At 48.1% G+C, this 19,829-nt stretch carries 14 protein-coding genes; all 14 read left to right on the top strand.

The features are described from left to right. Positions 1–50 precede the first annotated feature (50 nt). The 14 genes from CXK86_RS11730 (at position 51) to CXK86_RS11795 (ending at position 19,750) form a co-directional block, all read left to right on the top strand. On the top strand, positions 51–2,948 hold the full coding sequence (locus CXK86_RS11730) for an extracellular solute-binding protein (RefSeq protein WP_100526244.1): 2,898 nt from the start codon (positions 51–53) through the stop codon (positions 2,946–2,948). 19 nt (positions 2,949–2,967) lie between these two features. Next, positions 2,968–3,924: a carbohydrate ABC transporter permease gene (locus CXK86_RS11735; protein ID WP_036615906.1), complete on the top strand. Its 957-nt coding sequence runs from the start codon at positions 2,968–2,970 to the stop codon at positions 3,922–3,924. Positions 3,925–3,926: 2 nt separating this feature from the next. After that, complete coding sequence (locus CXK86_RS11740) at positions 3,927–4,802, top strand: carbohydrate ABC transporter permease (protein WP_026081082.1); 876 nt, start codon at positions 3,927–3,929, stop codon at positions 4,800–4,802. Between the two features lie 15 nt (positions 4,803–4,817). Continuing rightward, complete coding sequence (locus CXK86_RS11745; protein ID WP_076253037.1) at positions 4,818–6,281, top strand: NHL repeat-containing protein; 1,464 nt, start codon at positions 4,818–4,820, stop codon at positions 6,279–6,281. After that, the gene (locus tag CXK86_RS11750) at positions 6,265–6,900 is read left to right on the top strand and encodes a YIP1 family protein (protein ID WP_101313763.1); all 636 of its coding nucleotides are present in this window, start codon (positions 6,265–6,267) and stop codon (positions 6,898–6,900) included. The genes CXK86_RS11745 and CXK86_RS11750 overlap by 17 nt, the downstream gene beginning before the upstream one ends. Before the next feature lie 17 nt (positions 6,901–6,917). Further along, a complete protein-coding gene (locus CXK86_RS11755) occupies positions 6,918–9,494 on the top strand; it encodes a DUF5696 domain-containing protein (protein WP_101313764.1) in 2,577 nt (858 codons plus the stop codon). A gap of 53 nt (positions 9,495–9,547) precedes the next feature. After that, positions 9,548–10,393: a carbohydrate ABC transporter permease gene (locus CXK86_RS11760; protein ID WP_082219083.1), complete on the top strand. Its 846-nt coding sequence runs from the start codon at positions 9,548–9,550 to the stop codon at positions 10,391–10,393. Between the two features lie 17 nt (positions 10,394–10,410). Beyond that, positions 10,411–11,358 carry a carbohydrate ABC transporter permease gene (locus tag CXK86_RS11765; protein ID WP_036615897.1) on the top strand — a complete coding sequence of 316 codons (948 nt, stop codon included), beginning with the start codon at positions 10,411–10,413 and terminating at the stop codon, positions 11,356–11,358. Positions 11,359–11,416: 58 nt separating this feature from the next. Continuing rightward, complete coding sequence (locus CXK86_RS11770) at positions 11,417–11,620, top strand: hypothetical protein (RefSeq protein ID WP_036670952.1); 204 nt, start codon at positions 11,417–11,419, stop codon at positions 11,618–11,620. An 11-nt stretch (positions 11,621–11,631) separates the two neighbouring features. After that, positions 11,632–13,338, top strand: coding sequence for an RICIN domain-containing protein (locus CXK86_RS11775; protein WP_036670954.1), 1,707 nt, complete (start codon positions 11,632–11,634; stop codon positions 13,336–13,338). Positions 13,339–13,632: 294 nt separating this feature from the next. Then, positions 13,633–15,984 (top strand): helix-turn-helix domain-containing protein, encoded by a 2,352-nt coding sequence (locus CXK86_RS11780; protein WP_036670956.1) that lies wholly within the window; start codon positions 13,633–13,635, stop codon positions 15,982–15,984. Between the two features lie 275 nt (positions 15,985–16,259). Next, positions 16,260–17,114: an ABC transporter permease gene (locus CXK86_RS11785; protein WP_036671100.1), complete on the top strand. Its 855-nt coding sequence runs from the start codon at positions 16,260–16,262 to the stop codon at positions 17,112–17,114. Between the two features lie 27 nt (positions 17,115–17,141). Next, entirely contained in the window at positions 17,142–18,071 is a 930-nt protein-coding gene (locus CXK86_RS11790; RefSeq protein ID WP_036615892.1) for a carbohydrate ABC transporter permease, read from the top strand. A 20-nt stretch (positions 18,072–18,091) separates the two neighbouring features. Then, positions 18,092–19,750, top strand: coding sequence for an ABC transporter substrate-binding protein (locus CXK86_RS11795; protein WP_101313765.1), 1,659 nt, complete (start codon positions 18,092–18,094; stop codon positions 19,748–19,750). Positions 19,751–19,829: the final 79 nt, after the last annotated feature.

Below are 19,829 nucleotides of genomic sequence, written 5' to 3' on the forward strand. Positions count from 1 at the left end.
TCAATCGTTCAGTTCTCTCAACGCTTACAGGAAAGGGGATACATTCAAACATGCGGTCACGTAAGAAAAAGGGACTAATCCTGGTGCTTGTCCTGGCCTTGGTGCTCTCCATATGGACACTATATCCATCGCGGGATCGTAATCCGGGAACGGTACATGCGCTTGAGGACTTTGAGGCGGTATCGGGAACCGAGGATTCATTCAGTTATGAGCATTATCTGACTGCTCATGACAATACGGCCAAACCGGATGAAATTGTACGCATCGAAGGCGAATCTTATGTTCAGGCAGAGGATGGGGAATTTGAGGTTGTGCAAGGGTACGCCGGATTAGACGGAAATGCCGTAATTACGCCGGAAACTGGAACCATTCGCTGGGATGTTCCCGTTCAAGTGAGCGGTTTGTACAACATTCGCATTCACTATTATCCCGTAGAAGGCAAAAGCTCCGGGATCGAACGCAGGCTTGAGCTTAATGGTAAGGTCCCGTTCAGAGGGGCTGATATTCTTCTGTTTGACAGGGTATGGGGGAATCGCGAGGATAACGTCCGGCAGGACGATCGTGGCAACGAGCTTAGACCAAGACAAGTGGAACAGCCCGAATGGCAACTGACTTCCTTCAAGGACAGCGCAGGGTACTTTGAGGAACCGTTTCAGTTTTATTTTGAAAAAGGCAGTCAGAAGTTATCGCTCACTTCATTAAGAGAAAGCATGGCGATCGATTATATTGAGCTATATCAAGAAAGCGAAGTTCCTTCCTATGCAGAGCTGGAGCAAACCTATGCCTCACTCGGCTTGAAACAATCGGCTCCTGTCATGCTGAAAGTTCAGGGGGAGGAAGCTGTTAGCAAATCATCTCCTACACTGGCACCAATCTCGGACCGATCAAGTCCTTCACTCGAGCCTTATAATGTATCGAAAATTCGGATGAACGCCATCGGGGGCATTAACTGGAAACTGCCGGGCGAATGGATTGAATGGGAAATTGACGTGCCTGAAGACGGACTGTATCAACTGGCGCTTAAGGTGAAACAGGATCAATTGCGTGGCATATATGCCACCCGCAGTCTGACGATTAACGGCGAAGTTCCGTTTAAGGAATTGAAACGCATTCGATTTAACTACAGCCCGGCCTGGCAAACTCAGGTCTTGGGTTCGGGAGAGGATAAGCCATATCAGTTTCATCTTGAAAAAGGGAAACACCGAATCCGAATGACAGTTACACTTGGCGACATCGCTCCGCTGCTTCGGACCGTGGAATCCAGCGTGCTGGAACTGAATGAGATGTATCGCAAAATATTAATGATCACCTCCAACAGTCCAGACCCACTGCGGGATTACCAGCTGGAACGGCGTATTCCAGAGATGACGGAGGTGTTTGAACGACAAGCTGACACCTTGCGTTCCGTTGCAGATTACCTGGAAAAGGCCACGGGTGAGCAAAGTGACAAAGTGGCCGTACTTCACGCCATGGTATTGCAGCTTGAAGATATGGCGGCCAGACCAGAGACGGTTCCCAAACGGCTGGATACGTTCAAAATTAACGTAGGTGGTCTCGGCACATGGATTCTATCGGTACGTGAACAGCCGATTACATTGGATTACCTTGTCGTATCTCCGCCGGGTGAATCGTTGCCAAAAGCGGAAGCGAGCACCGTCCAGCAGGTGAAGCACGAACTGGGCGCATATGTTGCCTCGTATACCGAAGATTACGACAGCATTGGTAACGTGGAACAAAAGAAGGATGCCATCACCGTATGGATCACAACTGGACGAGATCAGGCCCAAGTACTGAAAGGCATGATCGACGATTCGTTTACCCCGGATACGGATGTGTCCGTGCAGTTACGTCTCGTTCCGCCGAATATTTTGCTGCCCGCAACACTCTCGGGGGAAGGACCGGATGTAGCCATGCAGATGGGCGAAGACATTCCGGTGAACTATGCGATGAGGAATGCAACAGCGGATCTGAGCCAGTTCCCCGATTTCGAGGAAATTTCGGGCAGGTTCCGTGAAAGCGGATTGACGCCTTACCGCTACAACGACGGGGTATATGCCCTTCCAGAGCAACAGCATTTTCCAATGCTCTTTTACCGCAAAGATATTCTGAATGAACTGGGCCTCGAACCGCCGAAAACGTGGCAAGACGTATATAACGCCATCGCCGTGCTGCAGAAGCATAACATGGAGTTTTATCTGCCGATAGAGGATACGCTGAACAATGCCAACCTGGTTCCGAATTCAACCTTTGCGATGTTGTTATATCAGAATGACGGAACGTTCTACACCGAAGACCAGAAGAAAAGTGCACTGGATTCGGAGATTTCAATGGACGCGTTCAAACGCTGGACGCAATTTTATACCAATTACAAGTTTCCGCTCAAAGCCGATTTTCCGAACCGCTTCCGTACAGGGGAAATGCCGATCGGAATTGCTGATTACACCACGTATAACATGCTGACAGTTATGGCTCCGGAAATCCGCAATCTCTGGGACTTTACGATTGTTCCGGGTACACAGCTTCCGGATGGATCCATACGGCATGAAGTGGCCAGCGCTACGAGTGCGGTGATGATGCTCGAAAATGCGGACAACAAGGAAGCAGCGTGGAAGTTCATGAAGTGGTGGACTGATGATCAGACCCAGATTGAATACGGGAGAGAAATGGAAGGTCTTATGGGAGCGGCTGCCCGTTACCCAACGGCCAATATCGAAGCCTTGAAGCAATTGCCTTGGCCTGTGAAGGATTATCAAAATCTCGAGAAACAATGGGAATGGGTACAGGGAATCCCGCAGCTTCCTGGAGGTTATTTCACGGGACGACATCTGGACAACGCCTTCCGTAAGGTTGTCAATGCTAATGAAAATCCGCGTGAAGCCTTATCGGATTATGTCTTGTACATTGATGATGAAATAGAGTTGAAACGCAAAGAATTTAATCTGAAATAGAGGAAAGGGAGGGTAACGGTTGCAAGCTAAAACTACCAAGACAGCCGCCGCTCCTGCCGTCCATACCCGCCAGGTCGGCTGGTGGTCCCTATTGAAGCGGGATCTGTATCTCAGCAGGCATTATTACGTATTGATGGCACCGTTTATGCTGATTTTTTTCATGTTTACTGTCATTCCGGTCGGCATTTCACTCGGGCTCAGCTTTTTTCACTTCAATATGCTGGAGCTGCCGCGATTTGTCGGCTGGCAGAACTATTCCCGGCTTTTCCTGAACGATGACGTATTTCTGATCGCGCTCAAAAACACGCTGCTTTTTGCCGTAATTACAGGCCCTCTCAGTTATATAGCCTGCTTTTTGTTTGCGTGGATCATCAATGAGCTGTCTCCTAAAATTCGGGCGGTCATGACGCTGGTTTTCTATGCCCCATCCATATCGGGCAACGTCTTTTTCATCTGGCTGATCATCTTCTCGGGTGACAGCTACGGGTATATGAACGGCTTCCTGATGCGCCTTGGCGTCGTACTGGAACCGATCCAATGGCTCGCAGACGAGAAGTATGTACTGGCAATCGTCATTATTGTACAGCTGTGGCTGAGCCTGGGAACCAGCTTCCTGGCCTTTATTGCAGGACTGCAAACCATTGATCGTTCTCTGGTTGAAGCAGGAACCGTAGACGGGATCAAAAACCGCTGGCAGGAGCTCTGGTACATCACCTTGCCTTCGATGAGACCGCAGCTGATGTTTGGTGCGGTAATGCAGATTACCGCTTCCTTCGCCGTAGCTGAGATCTCCATCGCACTGGCAGGTTTCCCGAGCGTAAACTATGCGGCACACACAGTTGTCACACATCTGATGGACTTCGGAACCATTCGTTTCGAGATGGGCTATGCCTCGGCCATCGCAACGGTTCTGTTTGCCCTGATGCTGGGTACAAACGTTTTCACGCAAAAAATGCTTAGAAAGATAGGTGAATGACGATGACCAGCAAAGTACGTGCCGTGTTTGGCATGCCAAAAAGGCTTAATCGGTCATTTACCGTCAGCCTGATGTTATTTGCATTGCTGGGCGTGTTCGGCTCCTTTATGGTGCTTCCGCTCATCTATGCTGTCAACAATGCATTCAAGCCGCTGGATGAGCTGTTTATTTTCCCGCCGCGCTTCTGGGTGAACAATCCGACAACGGAGAATTTTGCCGATCTGATCAATCTCATGGGTAATTCGTGGGTGCCGTTATCCCGCTATATTGCCAACACATTGCTCATTACGATACTTGGCACAGCGGGGCATATCCTTCTTGCATCTGCAGCAGCTTATCCGCTGGCGAAGTATCGTTTTCCAGGTTCCAAAGTGTTGTTCACCATTGTCATTCTGTCCCTGATGTTCTCGCCGCATGTTACGGCGATTCCGAACTACATGGTCATGTCCTGGCTTGGCTGGATTAACACTCATGCCTCCATAATTGTGCCATCACTTGCGTTCTCGTTGGGACTTTTCCTGATGAAACAGTTCATGGAGCAGATTCCCGATGCTTTGCTGGAGGCAGCCAAAATCGACGGAGCCAATGAATACCGGATATTCTGGAGCATCGTGATGCCCAATGTGAAGCCGGCATGGCTCACGCTCATGATCCTGCAGTTTCCAGCGTTATGGGGAACGGATGGCGGGAGCTTCATTTACAGTGAAAATCTCAAAACGCTGCATTATGCGCTCAGTCAGATTGTGCAGGGAGGGATTGCAAGGGCCGGTGTAGGTGCGGCTGTTGCCTTGCTGCTGATGATTGTACCGATCACTCTGTTTATCATCTCTCAGAGCAGTGTTATGCAGACGATGGCCACTTCGGGCATGAAAGAATAGAAAGGAGGCAGCGAGGTGCGGAGAAGCACATGGAAAAAACGTAAATCGATCATCATGGGCATGATCTGCCTCCTGTTGTTCGTTCAAGAGGCGCCCTATGTGAGTGCAGACGGTAAAACGGATGCGTATCATTATTCCTTCTGGGGTGACGCAGTTCCTTCACCCGCGGCATATGAGGCAACAACCATTATCACCGGCAAGAAGCTGAACACAACTCCTATGAAAGAGCCAAGTGACATGCATGTTACCGCCAATCAGCACGTTTTTGTGCTCGATTCGGGCAATGGCCGCATCATTGAGATGGATCGCAACTTCAAGCTGGTACGGACGATTGATTCATTTGAGCAGGAAGGCAAGGAAGATCATTTTAAAAATCCACAGGGATTGTACGTCACGGAAAAAGGCCATCTGCTGGTTGCTGATTCGGATAATCACCGGGTGGTGCATCTGGATGAACAGGGGAAGCTGGTCAAGATCGTGTCTGAACCAAAATCGGATCTGCTTAAAGAAGACTTCCAGTTTAAACCGATGCGGATTGTTATGGACAAGGGGGAGCGTATCTACGTCATGGCTGAAGGCGTATTTGATGGATTCATGGAGTTCAGCGCCGATGGTACGTTCTCTTCCTTCATTGGAGCGAACAGAGTTCAGGTGGACCCGGTGGAATATCTTTGGAAACGGTTTGCAACACGGGAGCAGCGGAGCCAGATGGTGATGTTCACTCCAACGGAATTTACCAATCTGGATATGGATGAAGAGGGCTTCATCTACGCCACTAGCGGGGATCGCGGCAAAGATCCGGTCAAGAAGCTGAATGCCCAGGGTACAGACATTTTGCGCAGAGAAGGCTATCAGACTCCGCAGGGTGATTTGCTGTATACCCAGGAAGCAGGGCCATCCCGCCTGATTGATGTGGATGTGGGTGACAGTGACATGTATTCCGTACTGGATTCCAGCAAGGGCCGAATCTTTACCTACAATGGAGACGGATATCTGCTCCATATTTATGGGGGCATCGGGAACCGGCTGGGCCAATTTAATACACCTGTTGCCCTGGAACGTGCGGGAGACCGGATGTTAGTTCTGGATAAAGCGCTGGGTGAAATCACTGTCTTTCAAACAACTGAATACGGACGTACTCTCCACGAAGCGGTGCGCAGCTACTATAACGGTGATGAAGATCAATCTTCGGTGCTGTTTGCCCAAGCTGCCGAGATGAACGCTAACTTGGAATATGCGTATGCGGGAATTGGCAAAGCATTGCTTCGTCAGAAGGAATACGCCGAGTCTGCGAAATATTTCAAGCGCAGCATGGAGCCCAAAGGGTATTCCAAAGCTTTTCTTTTGTACCGCAAAGAGCTGATGCGTGAGCATTTTTCATGGATGATGTCCGGTATATTCCTGGCTGTCGCTGCGATTGTCACCGTCATCATCGTTCGCAGGCAGAAAAGGAGGACTACGAATGCAGGCATCAAGTAAGCAACTATACCAGTACCCGCTGCATCTGATTTTTCATCCGTTTGACGGATACTGGGAATTGAAGTATGAACGGAACCAGAGAAACTCACTGCTGATTGCTTTCATGATCCTGGTGCTTCTGGTCATCACCAAAATTTTGCATGCCCAGTACAGCGGTTTTCTCATTAATCTCAGTAATCCAAAGTACCTGAACAGTCTGCTCGAAATGTTATATGTCATTGTACCGGTACTGTTTTGGTGTGTGGCGAACTGGTCGTTAACCACATTGATGGACGGGGAAGGCAAGTTCTCCGAGATTTTCATGTCAACGTGTTTTGCACTGGTACCATTGTTACTCATTCATTTTCCATGGATCTGGTTGAGTCTTGTGATCTCTGCGCAGGAAACTGCCTTTTATTATTTCTCCAATGCACTCGCCGTTGCGTGGACGGTATATCTGTTATTTGTGGGGAATATGACGGTTCATCAGTACACACCAGCCAAAACGGTGCTCACGATGCTGCTGACACTTGTAGCGATGGCGTTTATGGCATTTCTGTGCCTGTTATTCTTCAGTCTTGTACAGCAGATTGTATCGTTTGTCGTAACCATCTATCAGGAATTAGTGCTTCGGGGCTAAGGGAGGAGGAATTTGTTATGAATTATACCGTAGCCAAAAAAATAACAGGAATGCTGCTCGCGGGCAGTCTGCTTCTGGGCGGTTGTCAATTCTCGCCAACACCGCTCGCTCACGAGACAGTGACTGCCGCAGATTCGACGGACTTTCCCTCCCTGCCTCCCGGAGAGAAACTGAAATCATCGTTCAGCGATGTCCGCCTTCCCGGCATGGTAGGCATTGCGCAGAATGCTGCGCTGCAATTGTTCATTAACGAAGAGACTGCCGAGATTGCAGTGATTCACACGCAGAGCGGCCAGATCTGGCGCAGCAATCCTGCAGATCGTGAGCAGGATGGGGTTGCAGCCGGGATAAACAAAGACCTATTGTCATCACAAACGAAGCTCAGCTTCTTCAACAGCCTCGGACAGAGCAGCACCGTGAATTCCTTCACGGATAGTGTTGCACACAAGCAGATAAGCTACGAGGTGCTGCCAAGCGGCGTGCGGGTCCACTACCAGTTTGGAAGCACTGAGCGATCCATAGAAGACTTGCCGATGAAGATCAGCAAGGAGCGATTTGAACAAAGGCTGCTTGCACAGCTAGACAAGGCCGGGCAACGGGCCTTGAAGGTCGGCTATGCGGAAGACAAGGATGAAGGCGCTTACGTCCGGATTGATAAGGCGATGCAAGGATTGCAATTGTCCCGGGCCTTGAAGGCTTTTGACACAGCCGGTTACACATCGGAGGATCTGGCTCAGGATCATGCCGAGTTTGGCATTGAAGAGGAACGAAGTGGACCACGGCTGTTTATGCTTACGATGGAATATGAGCTGGATGAAGAGGATCTGCTTGTACGTGTTCCGTCCTCAGGCATTCATTTTCCGGAGGAATATCCGATCAACAGCATATCTGTAATGGATTACTTCGGGGCTGGGGGTTCAGAAGAAGAGGGCTCCATACTGGTTCCGGACGGTTCGGGAGCGCTGATCCATTTTAACAATGGCAAGCTGCAGTATCCTGCCTATCAACAAGATATATATGGACCGGATATGACCATGAAACTACGGGAAGCAAGTTCGAATGAAGCCAGAGCTAGGTTGCCGGTATTTGGACTGATTCGGAAAGAGGGAGCTTTTCTGGGCATTATTGAAGAAGGGGATGCCGTTGCAGTTGTGAATGCCGATATCAGCGGCAAGCTGAACAGCTACAACAACGTATATCCCAGCTTCTATGTGGTGAACAAGAGCGATGTGACCCTTCAGGCAAGTGATATGGTTCGTACACTTCCGAAATTCCAGAAGAAACCGACCGCGTCTGATTTCGTCGTTCGATATGCTTTTGTCGGGGCAGATAAGGCCTCGTACTCGGGGCTTGCATCTCTCTATCGGGATTATCTGATGCAAAACGGCGGACTTCCCGAGTTAAACGCCAGCAAAGAGCAGAGTAACGTTCCCTTTTATCTGCAACTGTTCGGCGGCATGACAACAAGGCAGCATATGCTGGGCATACCGTATGATTCAACGGAGGCTTTGACCACGTTTGATGAAGCCAAAAACATTCTCTCCGCCTTGACGGAGAAGAAGGTATCCAATATTCAGGTGCGCTATGCGGGATGGCTTAACGGCGGACTTCATCATCGACTGCCGGATTCCATCCAAGTAGATGGCGCGGTAGGCGGGAAAAAGGGATTGCGGGATTTCAGCGCATACACACAAGAAGCGGGCATCGGCTTCTATCCCGATATCGCTCTGCTGAATGTGCAATCCAAAAAAGGGTTTAAACCGTCCAAGGAAGCTTCACGCACATTAACTCAGGAACCGGCGGTCTTGTATCCGATGAACCAGGCCATCCAGCGGCGGGACCGGGATCGTTCACCAACCTATGTGCTTTCGCCCAACAAGCTGGAGGACGTGACGGCAGACATGTTAGATGAGCTGAGGTCCCTTCAAAAGGATGGACTCTCACTAAGCCTGAATGATCTGGCAGCTCAGTTAAACAGCGATATGAATCCGAAAAAGCTGGTGGACCGAACACAAGCGCTTGGCTCCGTGAAGAAGGTACTTGAACAGATCGGGCAGCAGGCTGGCTCGCTTGTTGCTGAAGGCGGGAACGCTTATGCCCTGCCGTATGTAACTGGTCTGACAGATGCGCCGATGACCAGCAGTCGTTTCAAGCTGGAGGATGAAGAGATTCCGTTCTATCAGCTCGTTGTACACGGCAGCATCGGTTATACGGGGACGCCATACAATCTCTCCACATATACCAATGCAAGGCAATATGTGCTGAAGCTGATTGAATATGGAGCCAGTCCTTACTTTGCATGGTTCAATGCGCCAAACCATGTTGTGAAAGAAACGGATTATGATGATCTCTACGCGGCGAATTATGAACAATGGATCGATCTGGCTGCCGAGATCTACAACGAGGTGAACCAGGTGAACCAACCGTTTGCTGGACGTTCCATGATGTCCCATGAATCCCTGGAGGAGGGCGTCTTCCGGACAACATATGAAGGTGGCGGGTTCGTAATCGTCAATTATAACGACTTCCCTGTAGAAGTTGACAACGATACAGTGGAAGCCCAAAGCTATGTGACTGGTGGTGAGCAGCTCTGAAGACGCTCCTGAAATGGAAATGGGGAAGTCGTACGTATGCTCAGCAGAAAGCCATGTGGGGCGTAATCTACGTGCTTCCCTGGCTCATTGGTTTTGTGTTGTTTTTCTTCATTCCGCTGTTAGCCTCTCTGCGATACAGCATGAGTACAATTCAGGCTAACGCGGAAGGCATAGCAATTCAGTTCAACGGTGTTGCCAATTATATTCAGGCGCTGACCGTCAATACAAGCTTTAACCGTGCGTTAATTGAGGCGATCACAGACGTGCTCATCAACGTACCGCTTATCGTTATATTCAGTCTGTTCCTTGCCGTCATCCTGAATCAGAAGTTCAGGGGCCGAGCTGTTGCGCGGTCGATCTTTTTCCTGCCCGTTATTCTGGCATCGGGAGTGATTATGACACTGGAGAGCACCAGCCTGATTGAAGCGGTTAATCAGAGTAGCACAGGTGGAAGCTCACTCGGGACATTTGAACTCGAAAATCTGATGGTTAACGCCGGAGTGAGCGATTGGATCGTTACGTATCTGAGTAGCGCCGTAGATCGGATCTATCAGATCGTCAGTCAATCCGGTGTACAGATTTTGATCTTTTTGGCAGGGATCCAGACGATTTCCCCTCAACTGTATGAGGCTTCGAAGATGGAAGGGGCAACGGGTTATGAAGCCTTTTGGAAAATTACGTTCCCAATGGTCAGCCCGCTTATTTTTGTCAATGCGATCTATACAATCATTGATTCGTTTGCCAATAACGCCATGACGGAACTGATCCGGGATACCGGCTTCGTCAAATTTGACTTTGGATTAAGTTCTGCCATGGCATGGGTCTACTTTCTGGCCATTGCCATCATTCTGGTTATCGTAAACATCATTTTCTCGAAGCGAGTCTTCTATCAAGATTAGAAAGGAGGGTGTCCCACGTGACAACATCACGATTATTATCGCTGGAGCATTGGAAAGGCTGGCTGTGGGCCATGATCCGATTCGTTCTGATTACCGGGCTTTCCTTCGTTATCCTGTTTCCCATATTTCAGAAGGTTTCCACATCCATCAAAGCTAAAGGTGATCTGTATTCGGCAGTGGTGGTGTGGATTCCACAGAACTTCTCCATCGACAATTTCAAAGAGGCGATACGCGTAATGGATTACTGGGCAACGCTGTTTAATACGTTTGCCCTGTCTGCAACGACTACACTGCTGACTACAGCATCCTGTGCACTTGCAGGATACGGATTCGCCAGACTGAAATTCAGGGGAAGCAACTGGCTGTTTGCTGGTGTAATTCTAACGATTCTTGTACCGCCAACGACCATTCTCATTCCGGTATACCTGAATCTGAAAAGCTTTGACCTGATGGGGCTTATGACGCTTATAGCCGGCAAACCTGTTAATTTGCTTAATACCTATTGGCCGTTTATTCTGACGGCAATTACGGCCAATTCACTTAAAGCCGGTTTGTACATCTTTATCTTCCGGCAATTCTTCAGAGGTATTCCGAAGGAAGTGGAGGAGGCGGCCTATGTGGACGGCGCGGGCATCGGACGAACATTTTCAAGAATCATGCTGCCCAATGCCATTCCGTCCATGGTAACAGTCATGCTGTTTTCCTTCGTATGGCAGTGGAACGACAGCTTTTATACGACGACTTATCTGACTTCAAGTAAAGTCATGTCGACTCAGTTATCGTCCCTTCCGTATAATCTGGCCCAGCAGGTTACTGACGGTGCAGCTTCCCAAGCCGATCCGTTCTATCTGAGTATGATCCAGGATACAGGAATTCTTCTTGCCATTCTGCCTTTGATCATCATCTATTTGTTTGTGCAACGATATTTCGTAGAGAGTGTAGAGCGTACGGGAATCGTCGGTTAAGTTAAGTTCTTCTGTACGTTTGGAGTGGGATCAGACTGGAAGAGGGAGGAGGAACTTCATGCAACATTCCATCTGTGAAAAGGGGGCATGTAACGATCTCATGAACGTCTGCTCACAGCAGGGGGATCCTTCCCTGCGCAGGATCCCCCTGCTGGTGTGGAACGGGCTGCGGGAGCGGGCGCCGACCCTGAGCGATCTGTTTGATCAGAGATACTCTGACGGAACTTACCTCGCATTATTGCAAGGCAATATATCAGATTAGGAGGAATTAAAGTGAAGAAGTTCATGACATCTTGTAAACTTGTACTCATTCTGGCTTTATTGATCACAATTGCTCCATGGGGAGGCAGCCGTGCCGAAGCATGGGTGGGCATGCCGATGGGCAAGCTGCACGTAAACGGCAAAAACCTGGTGAACAGCAACAACCAGCCTGTGCTACTGAACGGTTGGCATCAACCCTCAGGTGCCTACTGGACATATCAGGACAGCAATTATTATCTCAATCTGCACGGCAATAACCGTCATGCAGCTACACTGGCTTATCTGAAAGACATTACCGATACTTTTGCTGACACCAGCGCGAAGTACGGAAGCAATCATGGCTGGAATATGAATCAGGTGCGTCTGTTCATCGATCGTCAGGACATGGGAGATGTGGCTGCTGGTACATATAACTTTGCCGGTGTGCAGACCGTTACGCAAAATGTAATTATTCCGTACATTCAATATGCCAAAACAAAAGGTGTCTATGTTGTCCTGGGACTGGACTTCACACTGAAGGATGATCAGGCAACAACACCTGCCAACCTGCAAAAATTCAACGAAATCTGGGGTTATCTCGCTTCACGCCCGGAGATCAAAAGTGCAGACAACGTTCACTTCGAACTGATCAACGAACCGGTGAAATCCTATGCCAATGGACATTGGGGTGGATACAACGGGGAAAATGACTTTGTGGATCACTGGAATGACTTGCGTAATTTCCAAAATTCCATGATTTCAACAATTCGTAGCAAAGGTGCGGACAACGTCATCTGGGCGGCAGGTCTGGGATACAACCAATTTTACAGCTTGACGGCAAGCCATCCATTGACTGATCCGCTCAATAACTATGGATATGCGGTTCACTGGTACCCTGGTTATGGCGCATATGACAACTTCTCTATCCTGCAAGACCAGTGGAATACCAACGTGAAGGCAGCTGCTGACAAATATCCGATTAATATTACCGAGGTAACCTGGTTCAAAAACAAACCTGGCGATTCGGCCTATTGGAACTTGTTTAATGGTAGCAATGAAGGTTTTGGCACCAATACCAAAACGATTTTCAACGCATCAGGTAATGTCAGCATTGCAGCTCATATGAACGGATTCATTCTAAGTGAAGGACCACGAAGCTCCTTTGCCGACCCAACGGCTGGACTGAAATGGGATGGAGATGCTTCACGGAGTGCCATGGGACGATTCCTGTTCAACTGGTACCATGAACGTGCTCAGACTTACCCGGGCAGTGGACAAGGCGGCGGACCGACAACGGGTCTTGTATCCGGTGCAACTTATAAAATCGTAGCCCGGCATTCCAACAAAGTTGTTGATGTTCCTGGTGGTCAAAATGAAAATAATCTTCAGCTCCAGCAGTGGAGTGATCTGGGCGGTAACCCTCAGAAGTGGGTTCTGACCTCGATCGGCAGCGGCAACTATACACTGACAAGTGTGAACTCACCGGACAAAGTCATCGATATTCGCAACGGTACCATCACCAATGGGGAAGCGGTTCAACTCATGAGCAATCTGAACACAACCGCTCAGCATTTTAAGGTCAACGATCTTGGTAACGGGTACTGGAGTATCATCAACGTGAACAGCAATAAAGCGATTGAAGTGGCAAACGCTTCCACTTCGGATGGAGCCTTGCTGCAGCAGAACACCTACACAGGTGCTACAAACCAACAATGGAAATTTGTTGCCGTTAGCAATTAATAAGCACAACATTAAACAAAAACCTCCTCAAGTCATTCCATGTCTTGGGGAGGTTTTTTGCGTTTATTTTTGATACTTTGTGATGGATGTCATGCGAAGGTAAAATACAACTATATTTGTGCGCTAACCCGCAGACCAACAATTATTTTCATGCAAGCATTGTACGCTACAGTATGTAAATGTACCATAAGGAAGAAGTTGTACCTTCACCAGGAAGAAATGCCCGGTGTATCATTGAACAGCTACCTTAACACAGAGAAATGTAAGCGCTCGATAAAAAAAGGGAGGGTACATATGCAGCTCCTATGGTCCAAATTTTCACCCGTGTTCCGCCGATTCCTCATTTCGTATCTTGTCATTCTGATGATTCCTCAAATTGCGGGATATGCCTCTTACCGAGCTTCTATTGAAGCGGCCCGTTCCAGTTCCATTGAAAACAGCTTGAAGTCGCTGAGTCTCGGGAAAGAGATCATTGAGCGTAACCTTCTTCAAGTTGAAGCCTTTACCAGGCAGCTTGCCGTCAATCCCGATTTGCAAAATTTAATTGCTGGGCCAAAGCCGCATGATCTCTACAATGTCTACGGTATGAACCGTATGCAGCGGAGCCTCTCCATGTACAGCAGTACCAATGATTACTTGTCCCATTTCTTCATTCACATTCCGAACTACAATGCCATCATCACACCAAGAACTGTGTATTATCGTCCAGAGCATTATTATGCTGCCAATCAGCTGGACGGTATGTCGTTTGAACAATGGCATGACCAAATTCTCAAACAACCACACTTTAATGAAATCATACCGCTTCGAAACTATAAACGTGAAATACTCGGCACTGTGCTTGCAGACGTTCCCGCCATTACTTTTCTGCAATCTCTGCCTTTGAACAGCTTCAACAAACCGCAAGCGACGATTGGTGTCATGATTGATCAGGATCAGATGGCCAGCCTTACTCAAAATATTGTGGATCAATATGGCGGCTGGACTCTCGTCACTGATGCGGAAGGACAGATCATTTTCTCCCATGGCATTGAACAAGCCGAAGCCGAGCAAATGGCACAGAGTCGCCAGAGAGAAGATAACGCTGCGGAAACGGAGCTGAACGTGCAGAATGTACAGCCTGGAAGTGATGGTCGGCTGCTGATATCGATGCAGTCCAGTCAAAATGGATGGAATTACATGGCGGGGATTCCGGAGAAAGCACTCATGACAAAAGCGGACCAAATCAAACAAGTCACGCTGGTCTTTACTTTGGCAACCATTGCCTTGGGACTGTTATTCGGGCTGGTTCTCGCCTATCGGAATAGTGCACCCGTTTACAGATTGTTGGCCTCTTTTCGGGAACAAGTCACCGATTCCCCAGGCAGACGGGGCAATGAATATGATTTTTTGGCAAGCCATATTAACAATCTCATTGCTAATAATGACTCACTTAAAAACGCCATGAATGAGCAGATTCCGTTATTGAGAGACGGTTTTATCAAACGTTTGTTAACGGGAGAAGTCTATACCTCACTTGAGTTGGAGGTTATCTCATCCCAGGCGCACATTTCTCTTCATAGCAGCAAGGGCTTGGCAGGCTTAGTGAAGGTAAACGGATATGCCAATCCGGACAGTGAAGAAACGATCCATGAACTGGGTGTCGCAAGGCTGCTCATCAAACAGGTACTTACAGAGTGGAATGCGCAGCTGCTGATCACGGATTGGGGAACAGACCAGATCGCTTTTGCCTGTCCATTGGATGAGAACTCACTGAATGAAGCTATAGGGAGATGTGAAAAAGAGCTGAACACCTTGATGGAAGTGATCTACCGGGAGCATCGGATATCCACAACAATTGGCACAGGTGCAGCATACGAGGTCTGGAATGATGCAGGGCGTTCCTTTGACGAAGCCAAACAAGCTCTGGATTATGCCATTCATATGGGAACAGATCATCTGGTGAGATTTGAAGATACGATGAAGGAAAATGAAATGTTCTATTATCCGATTGAGTCTGAACAGCGCCTGCTGAACACAATCAAAGTCGGGGAGCCTGAAGAGGCGGTACGTATTCTGGAGCAATTGTTTCTTCGTAATTTAGAGGAGCGGGAACTGTCCTACGAGATGACACAGCAGTTCATCATGGAGCTGAAGGGGACTTTTCTGAAGCTGGACGAACCCAAATTCAAGTTGGATGCCTCCCTGCTGGAGGAATATAAAACCCGGGTGACATCCATTCAGATGACAGAAACGATTACTTCGCTGCGGGCAAAGTTCAAACGGTTAACGGAAGACATCTGCGGTGATTTCCAGAGAAGAAGAGCAGGAGCACATGCGGATACTGTAAGCGAAATGATTTGTTTTATCCAACAACATTATGGGGATGCAAACTTGACGATCTATCGGATTGCCGAGCACATGAGCAAGTCCGAGAAGTTTATATCCCAACTATTCAAAGAACATACGGGAGAGAATCTTTCCGATTATGTAGAACGGGTACGCATCGATGCTGCCTCGAACTTGTTGCACTCCACCGGTCAGACCATTGACGAGATAGCGGAGGCCACCGGGTATAATAGTGCACATTCATTCCGCCGAGCTTTCAAGCGGGTACGCGGTATTTCTCCGAGTGTATTTCGGAAAATGGACGTTCATAGCGGTTAATGTAGGCTGTTTCTCGGGAACTATATTCGCTATTTGTACTTTCTCAGCGTAACTGTACCTTTACGCATGCCCAGCGCAATCTTATGATTACTCAAAAAGTAAGCGCTACCAAGTTGAGCTGAAGTTCACCACGATTTGGAGCCAAGAATGGGGGGATGATTCTGAGAACCACAATGACCAGTGAATCAAAGTCCGTGGAGAAACCAAGTAAACCGTTTGCCTTGAAGCAAGCATTATCCAGAAGCTGGAGGCGACATTGGCAGCTATATCTACTGATCCTGCCACCGATTGCTTACTTTATTATTTTCAAGTATGTACCTATGGTGAATGCGGTCCTGGCATTTAAAGATTACAACGTCATCAAGGGGATCTGGGGCAGTCCGTGGGCCGGAACCAAGTATTTCGAATTACTTTTCAAAAATCCGGCGTTTGTCATGCTGATCAAGAACACGCTCTACATTTCGTTTTACAGCCTGATCGTTGGCTTCCCGATTCCTATATTACTGGCGCTCGCGCTGAACGAAATCAAAAACATACGATTCAAAAAAACAGTACAAATGGTGACGTATGCTCCATATTTCATCTCTACCGTTGTTATGGTCTCCATCATTATGCTCTTTCTGTCTCCTAGGCTGGGTATTGTCAACACGATTGCAGGCGCCCTTGGTTTCGAAGCAGTGAATTTTCTCGGTGAGCCTGGACTGTTTCGATCCATCTACGTATTCTCCGATGTGTGGCAGGGAATGGGGTACTCCGCTGTGATATATCTGGCTGCTCTGGCAGGTGTTGATCCATCCCTGTATGAAGCCGCCAAAGTGGATGGAGCCAACCGAATACAGAAAATCATCAATGTTGATCTGCCTGGACTACTTCCGGCAGCCGTCATCATTCTGATCCTGAGTGTAGGGAATATCATGGCTGTTGGGTTCGAAAAAATATATTTGCTGCAAAATCCGCTCAACCTGTCTGCTTCGGAGATCATCTCCACGTATGTCTATAAAATAGGATTGCTGAATGCCAATTACAGCTTCGCTACTGCGGTTGGCCTGTTCAACTCGGTGATTAACCTGATTCTGCTATTAATTGTAAACGCGGTCGCCAAGCGACTGTCCAATACAAGCTTATGGTAACGGGAGCGAAAGGAGGAGAATCAACCCATGCCTAACACACAGACAAATGCAGGTCGTTCGCGGATCAAGAGCAGCAGTACGATTCGTGAATCCTGGGGAGACCGCGTATTTATAACGGTTGTTTACTTCATGTTGACAGTGGTGCTGATTGCCGTGCTGTATCCCTTGATATATATTGTGAGTTCTTCGCTCAGCAGCCCTGCTGCCGTCTCCTCGGGAAAAGTCTGGTTGTGGCCCATTGACCTGACGTTTGACGGTTACAAGTCTGTATTGCGGAATGATCAAGTCCTTACCGGTTATGCCAATTCCCTTTTTTATACAGCCTGCGGCACCTTCATCAGCGTGGCACTGACCATTATGATTGCTTATCCATTATCCAAAAAAACGTTTGTTGGTCGCAGCTCGTTAATGATGTTTATTACCTTCACCATGTTGTTCTCAGGCGGTTTGATCCCTACCTATCTGGTGGTCAAAACCATGGGACTGATTGATACCCGTTGGGCGTTGCTGATTCCCAATGCCGTCTGGGTATGGCAAGTCATCATTGCCCGTACCTTTTTTCAGAATTCGATACCGGAAGAATTGTCCGAAGCAGCAGACATCGATGGCTGCAGTGACATCCGGTTTATCTTCAGTATTATCCTGCCACTCGCCAAACCGATTATCGCCGTGTTGTCACTTATGTACGCTGTCGGTCAGTGGAATGCATACTTTGACGCCCTCATCTATCTGAAATCACAGTCGCTCTATCCGCTACAGCTGATATTACGTAGCATTCTTATTCTGAACAGCAGTACGGGGAGCATGGATGCATCGGAAATGATCAAACAGCAGCAGATGGCTGAACTCATGAAGTACTCGTTAATTGTGATGGCCAGCTTGCCGGTGCTAATCATCTATCCTTTTGTTCAACGGTATTTCGTGCAAGGTATGCTGATTGGCTCAGTTAAAGGATAAGTTCATTTTTTCTATTATTCATGAAGGAGAGGATTATATTGAAAAAAGCGGGATTCATCATTCTTGCCTGTATGCTGTTTACCTCGTTGGTACTTGCCGGATGTTCAAGCTCTGATAAGGGGAACGGGGAAGGCAGCGATCCGTCAGGCAAGACGGCCATTAATGTGTTTGCTCACCAGGGTTCGGATACCAACCTGTCCACTAACAAATTCACGAAGAAAATGGAAGAGAAGTTTGATATTCAGTTCAACTGGACTACGGTTCCATTCGACGGTGCAGCGGAGAAAAGACAGATTTCACTGGCTTCCGGTGATTATCCGGACTTGTATCTGCTCATCCCTTGGGTAGATCGTTTCTCCCAGACAGACTTGTTGAAGTTTGGTCAGCAGGGGGTTATTTTGCCGCTGAATGATCTGATTGAGGAGCATGCTCCCAATATTAAAAAAGTACTTGAGAGCAATGACTATTATCGGGCCATGAACACTGCTCCTGACGGAAATATCTATGGTCTGACGGGTCTGAATGAATGTTTTCACTGTTCATACCCCAACAAGATGTGGGTCAACACCAAATGGATGGAACAACTAGGCCTGACCGAACCCACGACGACAGAAGAATTTAAGGAAATGCTTCGGGCATTTAAAACGAAAGACCCGAACGGGAACGGTAAAGCCGACGAAGTACCGCTAAGCGGTTCGACTGAAAATTTCGGTGTGCACATTATTCCGTACTTGATGAACGGTTTTATCTATGACGACGATCGGAATTATCTCATTGTCAATCAGGGGAAAGTGGAGACCGTAGTGAACAAACCGGAGTGGAAAGAAGGGCTTGCCTATATTAAATCCCTGTACGATGAAGGGTTGATTGATCCAGGGGCATTTACCCAAAACGTCGGGGCCTTCAAAAAAATTGGAGATAACGCTGATGCACAGCTTCTCGGTGCGGGAGCAGCGATGCATCCATCATTATTCGTAACCACTGCCGAAGGTTCTCCTTACGGGAATGATTACAATCCCATCCCTCCATTGAAGGGACCCCATGCTGCTTATGCTACGTACAACTATCCGATTGATCCCGGAGCGTCTTTTGTACTGACAAACAAAGCCAGTGAGGAAACACAGATCGCGGCCATAAAGCTGCTGGATTATCTCTATACCCAGGAAGGAACCATGGCATCATATCTGGGAGAAGAGGGCGTAAGCTGGCGCAAACCACAAGAAGGAGAAGTGGCGCTCAATGATCAGATTGAGCCGTTATATAAAGCCATTCCGCTTCCTTCTGGAGAAGAACCTCGTAATGACAGTTGGGCTGCATTGAGTCAGTACAATCATTATCAGGCATATCGGGACTCCGAAGTACAGGGGACAGACATCTATGCCAATGATGGTGGTGAGCGACGTCTCTATGAGGCGACATTGTTAATGGAGGGCAAGGAACCAAAAGAGATTTTCCCTCATTGGGCATTGTGGGTAGATCCGTCCCAAGCTGATGAAGCCAGCATGATGCAGACCAATCTCAAGGATTACATCGATCAGAACGCCCTGCAATTTATTACTGGCGCCAAAAGTCTGGATAAGGATTGGGATGAATATGTGAAAGGCCTGGAGGGATTGAACATGAATCGATATCTGGAGATTATGCAGTCTTCCTATGATACTTCTTCTGTTTCCAAATAATTAAAGTATCTGAATCATACAGAGCGGGAAAAGTTACTGCCTTTATTTGCACAACCAAACGCGTTCCCGGTTCGCAGTC

The sequence above is a fragment of the Paenibacillus sp. BGI2013 genome (assembly GCF_002843485.1).
In the GTDB taxonomy this organism is placed as follows: Bacteria; Bacillota; Bacilli; order Paenibacillales; family Paenibacillaceae; genus Paenibacillus; species Paenibacillus amylolyticus.

Bases quoted from the DNA above. Each gene is read 5' to 3' on its own strand.
- CXK86_RS11780 (WP_036670956.1), top strand. From the start codon at position 13,633: ATGCAGCTCCTATGGTCCAAATTTTCACCCGTGTTCCGCCGATTCCTC.
- CXK86_RS11740 (WP_026081082.1), top strand. From the start codon at position 3,927: ATGACCAGCAAAGTACGTGCCGTGTTTGGCATGCCAAAAAGGCTTAAT.
- CXK86_RS11770 (WP_036670952.1), top strand. From the start codon at position 11,417: ATGCAACATTCCATCTGTGAAAAGGGGGCATGTAACGATCTCATGAAC.
- CXK86_RS11795 (WP_101313765.1), top strand. From the start codon at position 18,092: ATGAAGGAGAGGATTATATTGAAAAAAGCGGGATTCATCATTCTTGCC.
- CXK86_RS11750 (WP_101313763.1), top strand. From the start codon at position 6,265: ATGCAGGCATCAAGTAAGCAACTATACCAGTACCCGCTGCATCTGATT.
- CXK86_RS11730 (WP_100526244.1), top strand. From the start codon at position 51: ATGCGGTCACGTAAGAAAAAGGGACTAATCCTGGTGCTTGTCCTGGCC.
- CXK86_RS11760 (WP_082219083.1), top strand. From the start codon at position 9,548: ATGTGGGGCGTAATCTACGTGCTTCCCTGGCTCATTGGTTTTGTGTTG.
- CXK86_RS11790 (WP_036615892.1), top strand. From the start codon at position 17,142: ATGCCTAACACACAGACAAATGCAGGTCGTTCGCGGATCAAGAGCAGC.
- CXK86_RS11755 (WP_101313764.1), top strand. From the start codon at position 6,918: ATGAATTATACCGTAGCCAAAAAAATAACAGGAATGCTGCTCGCGGGC.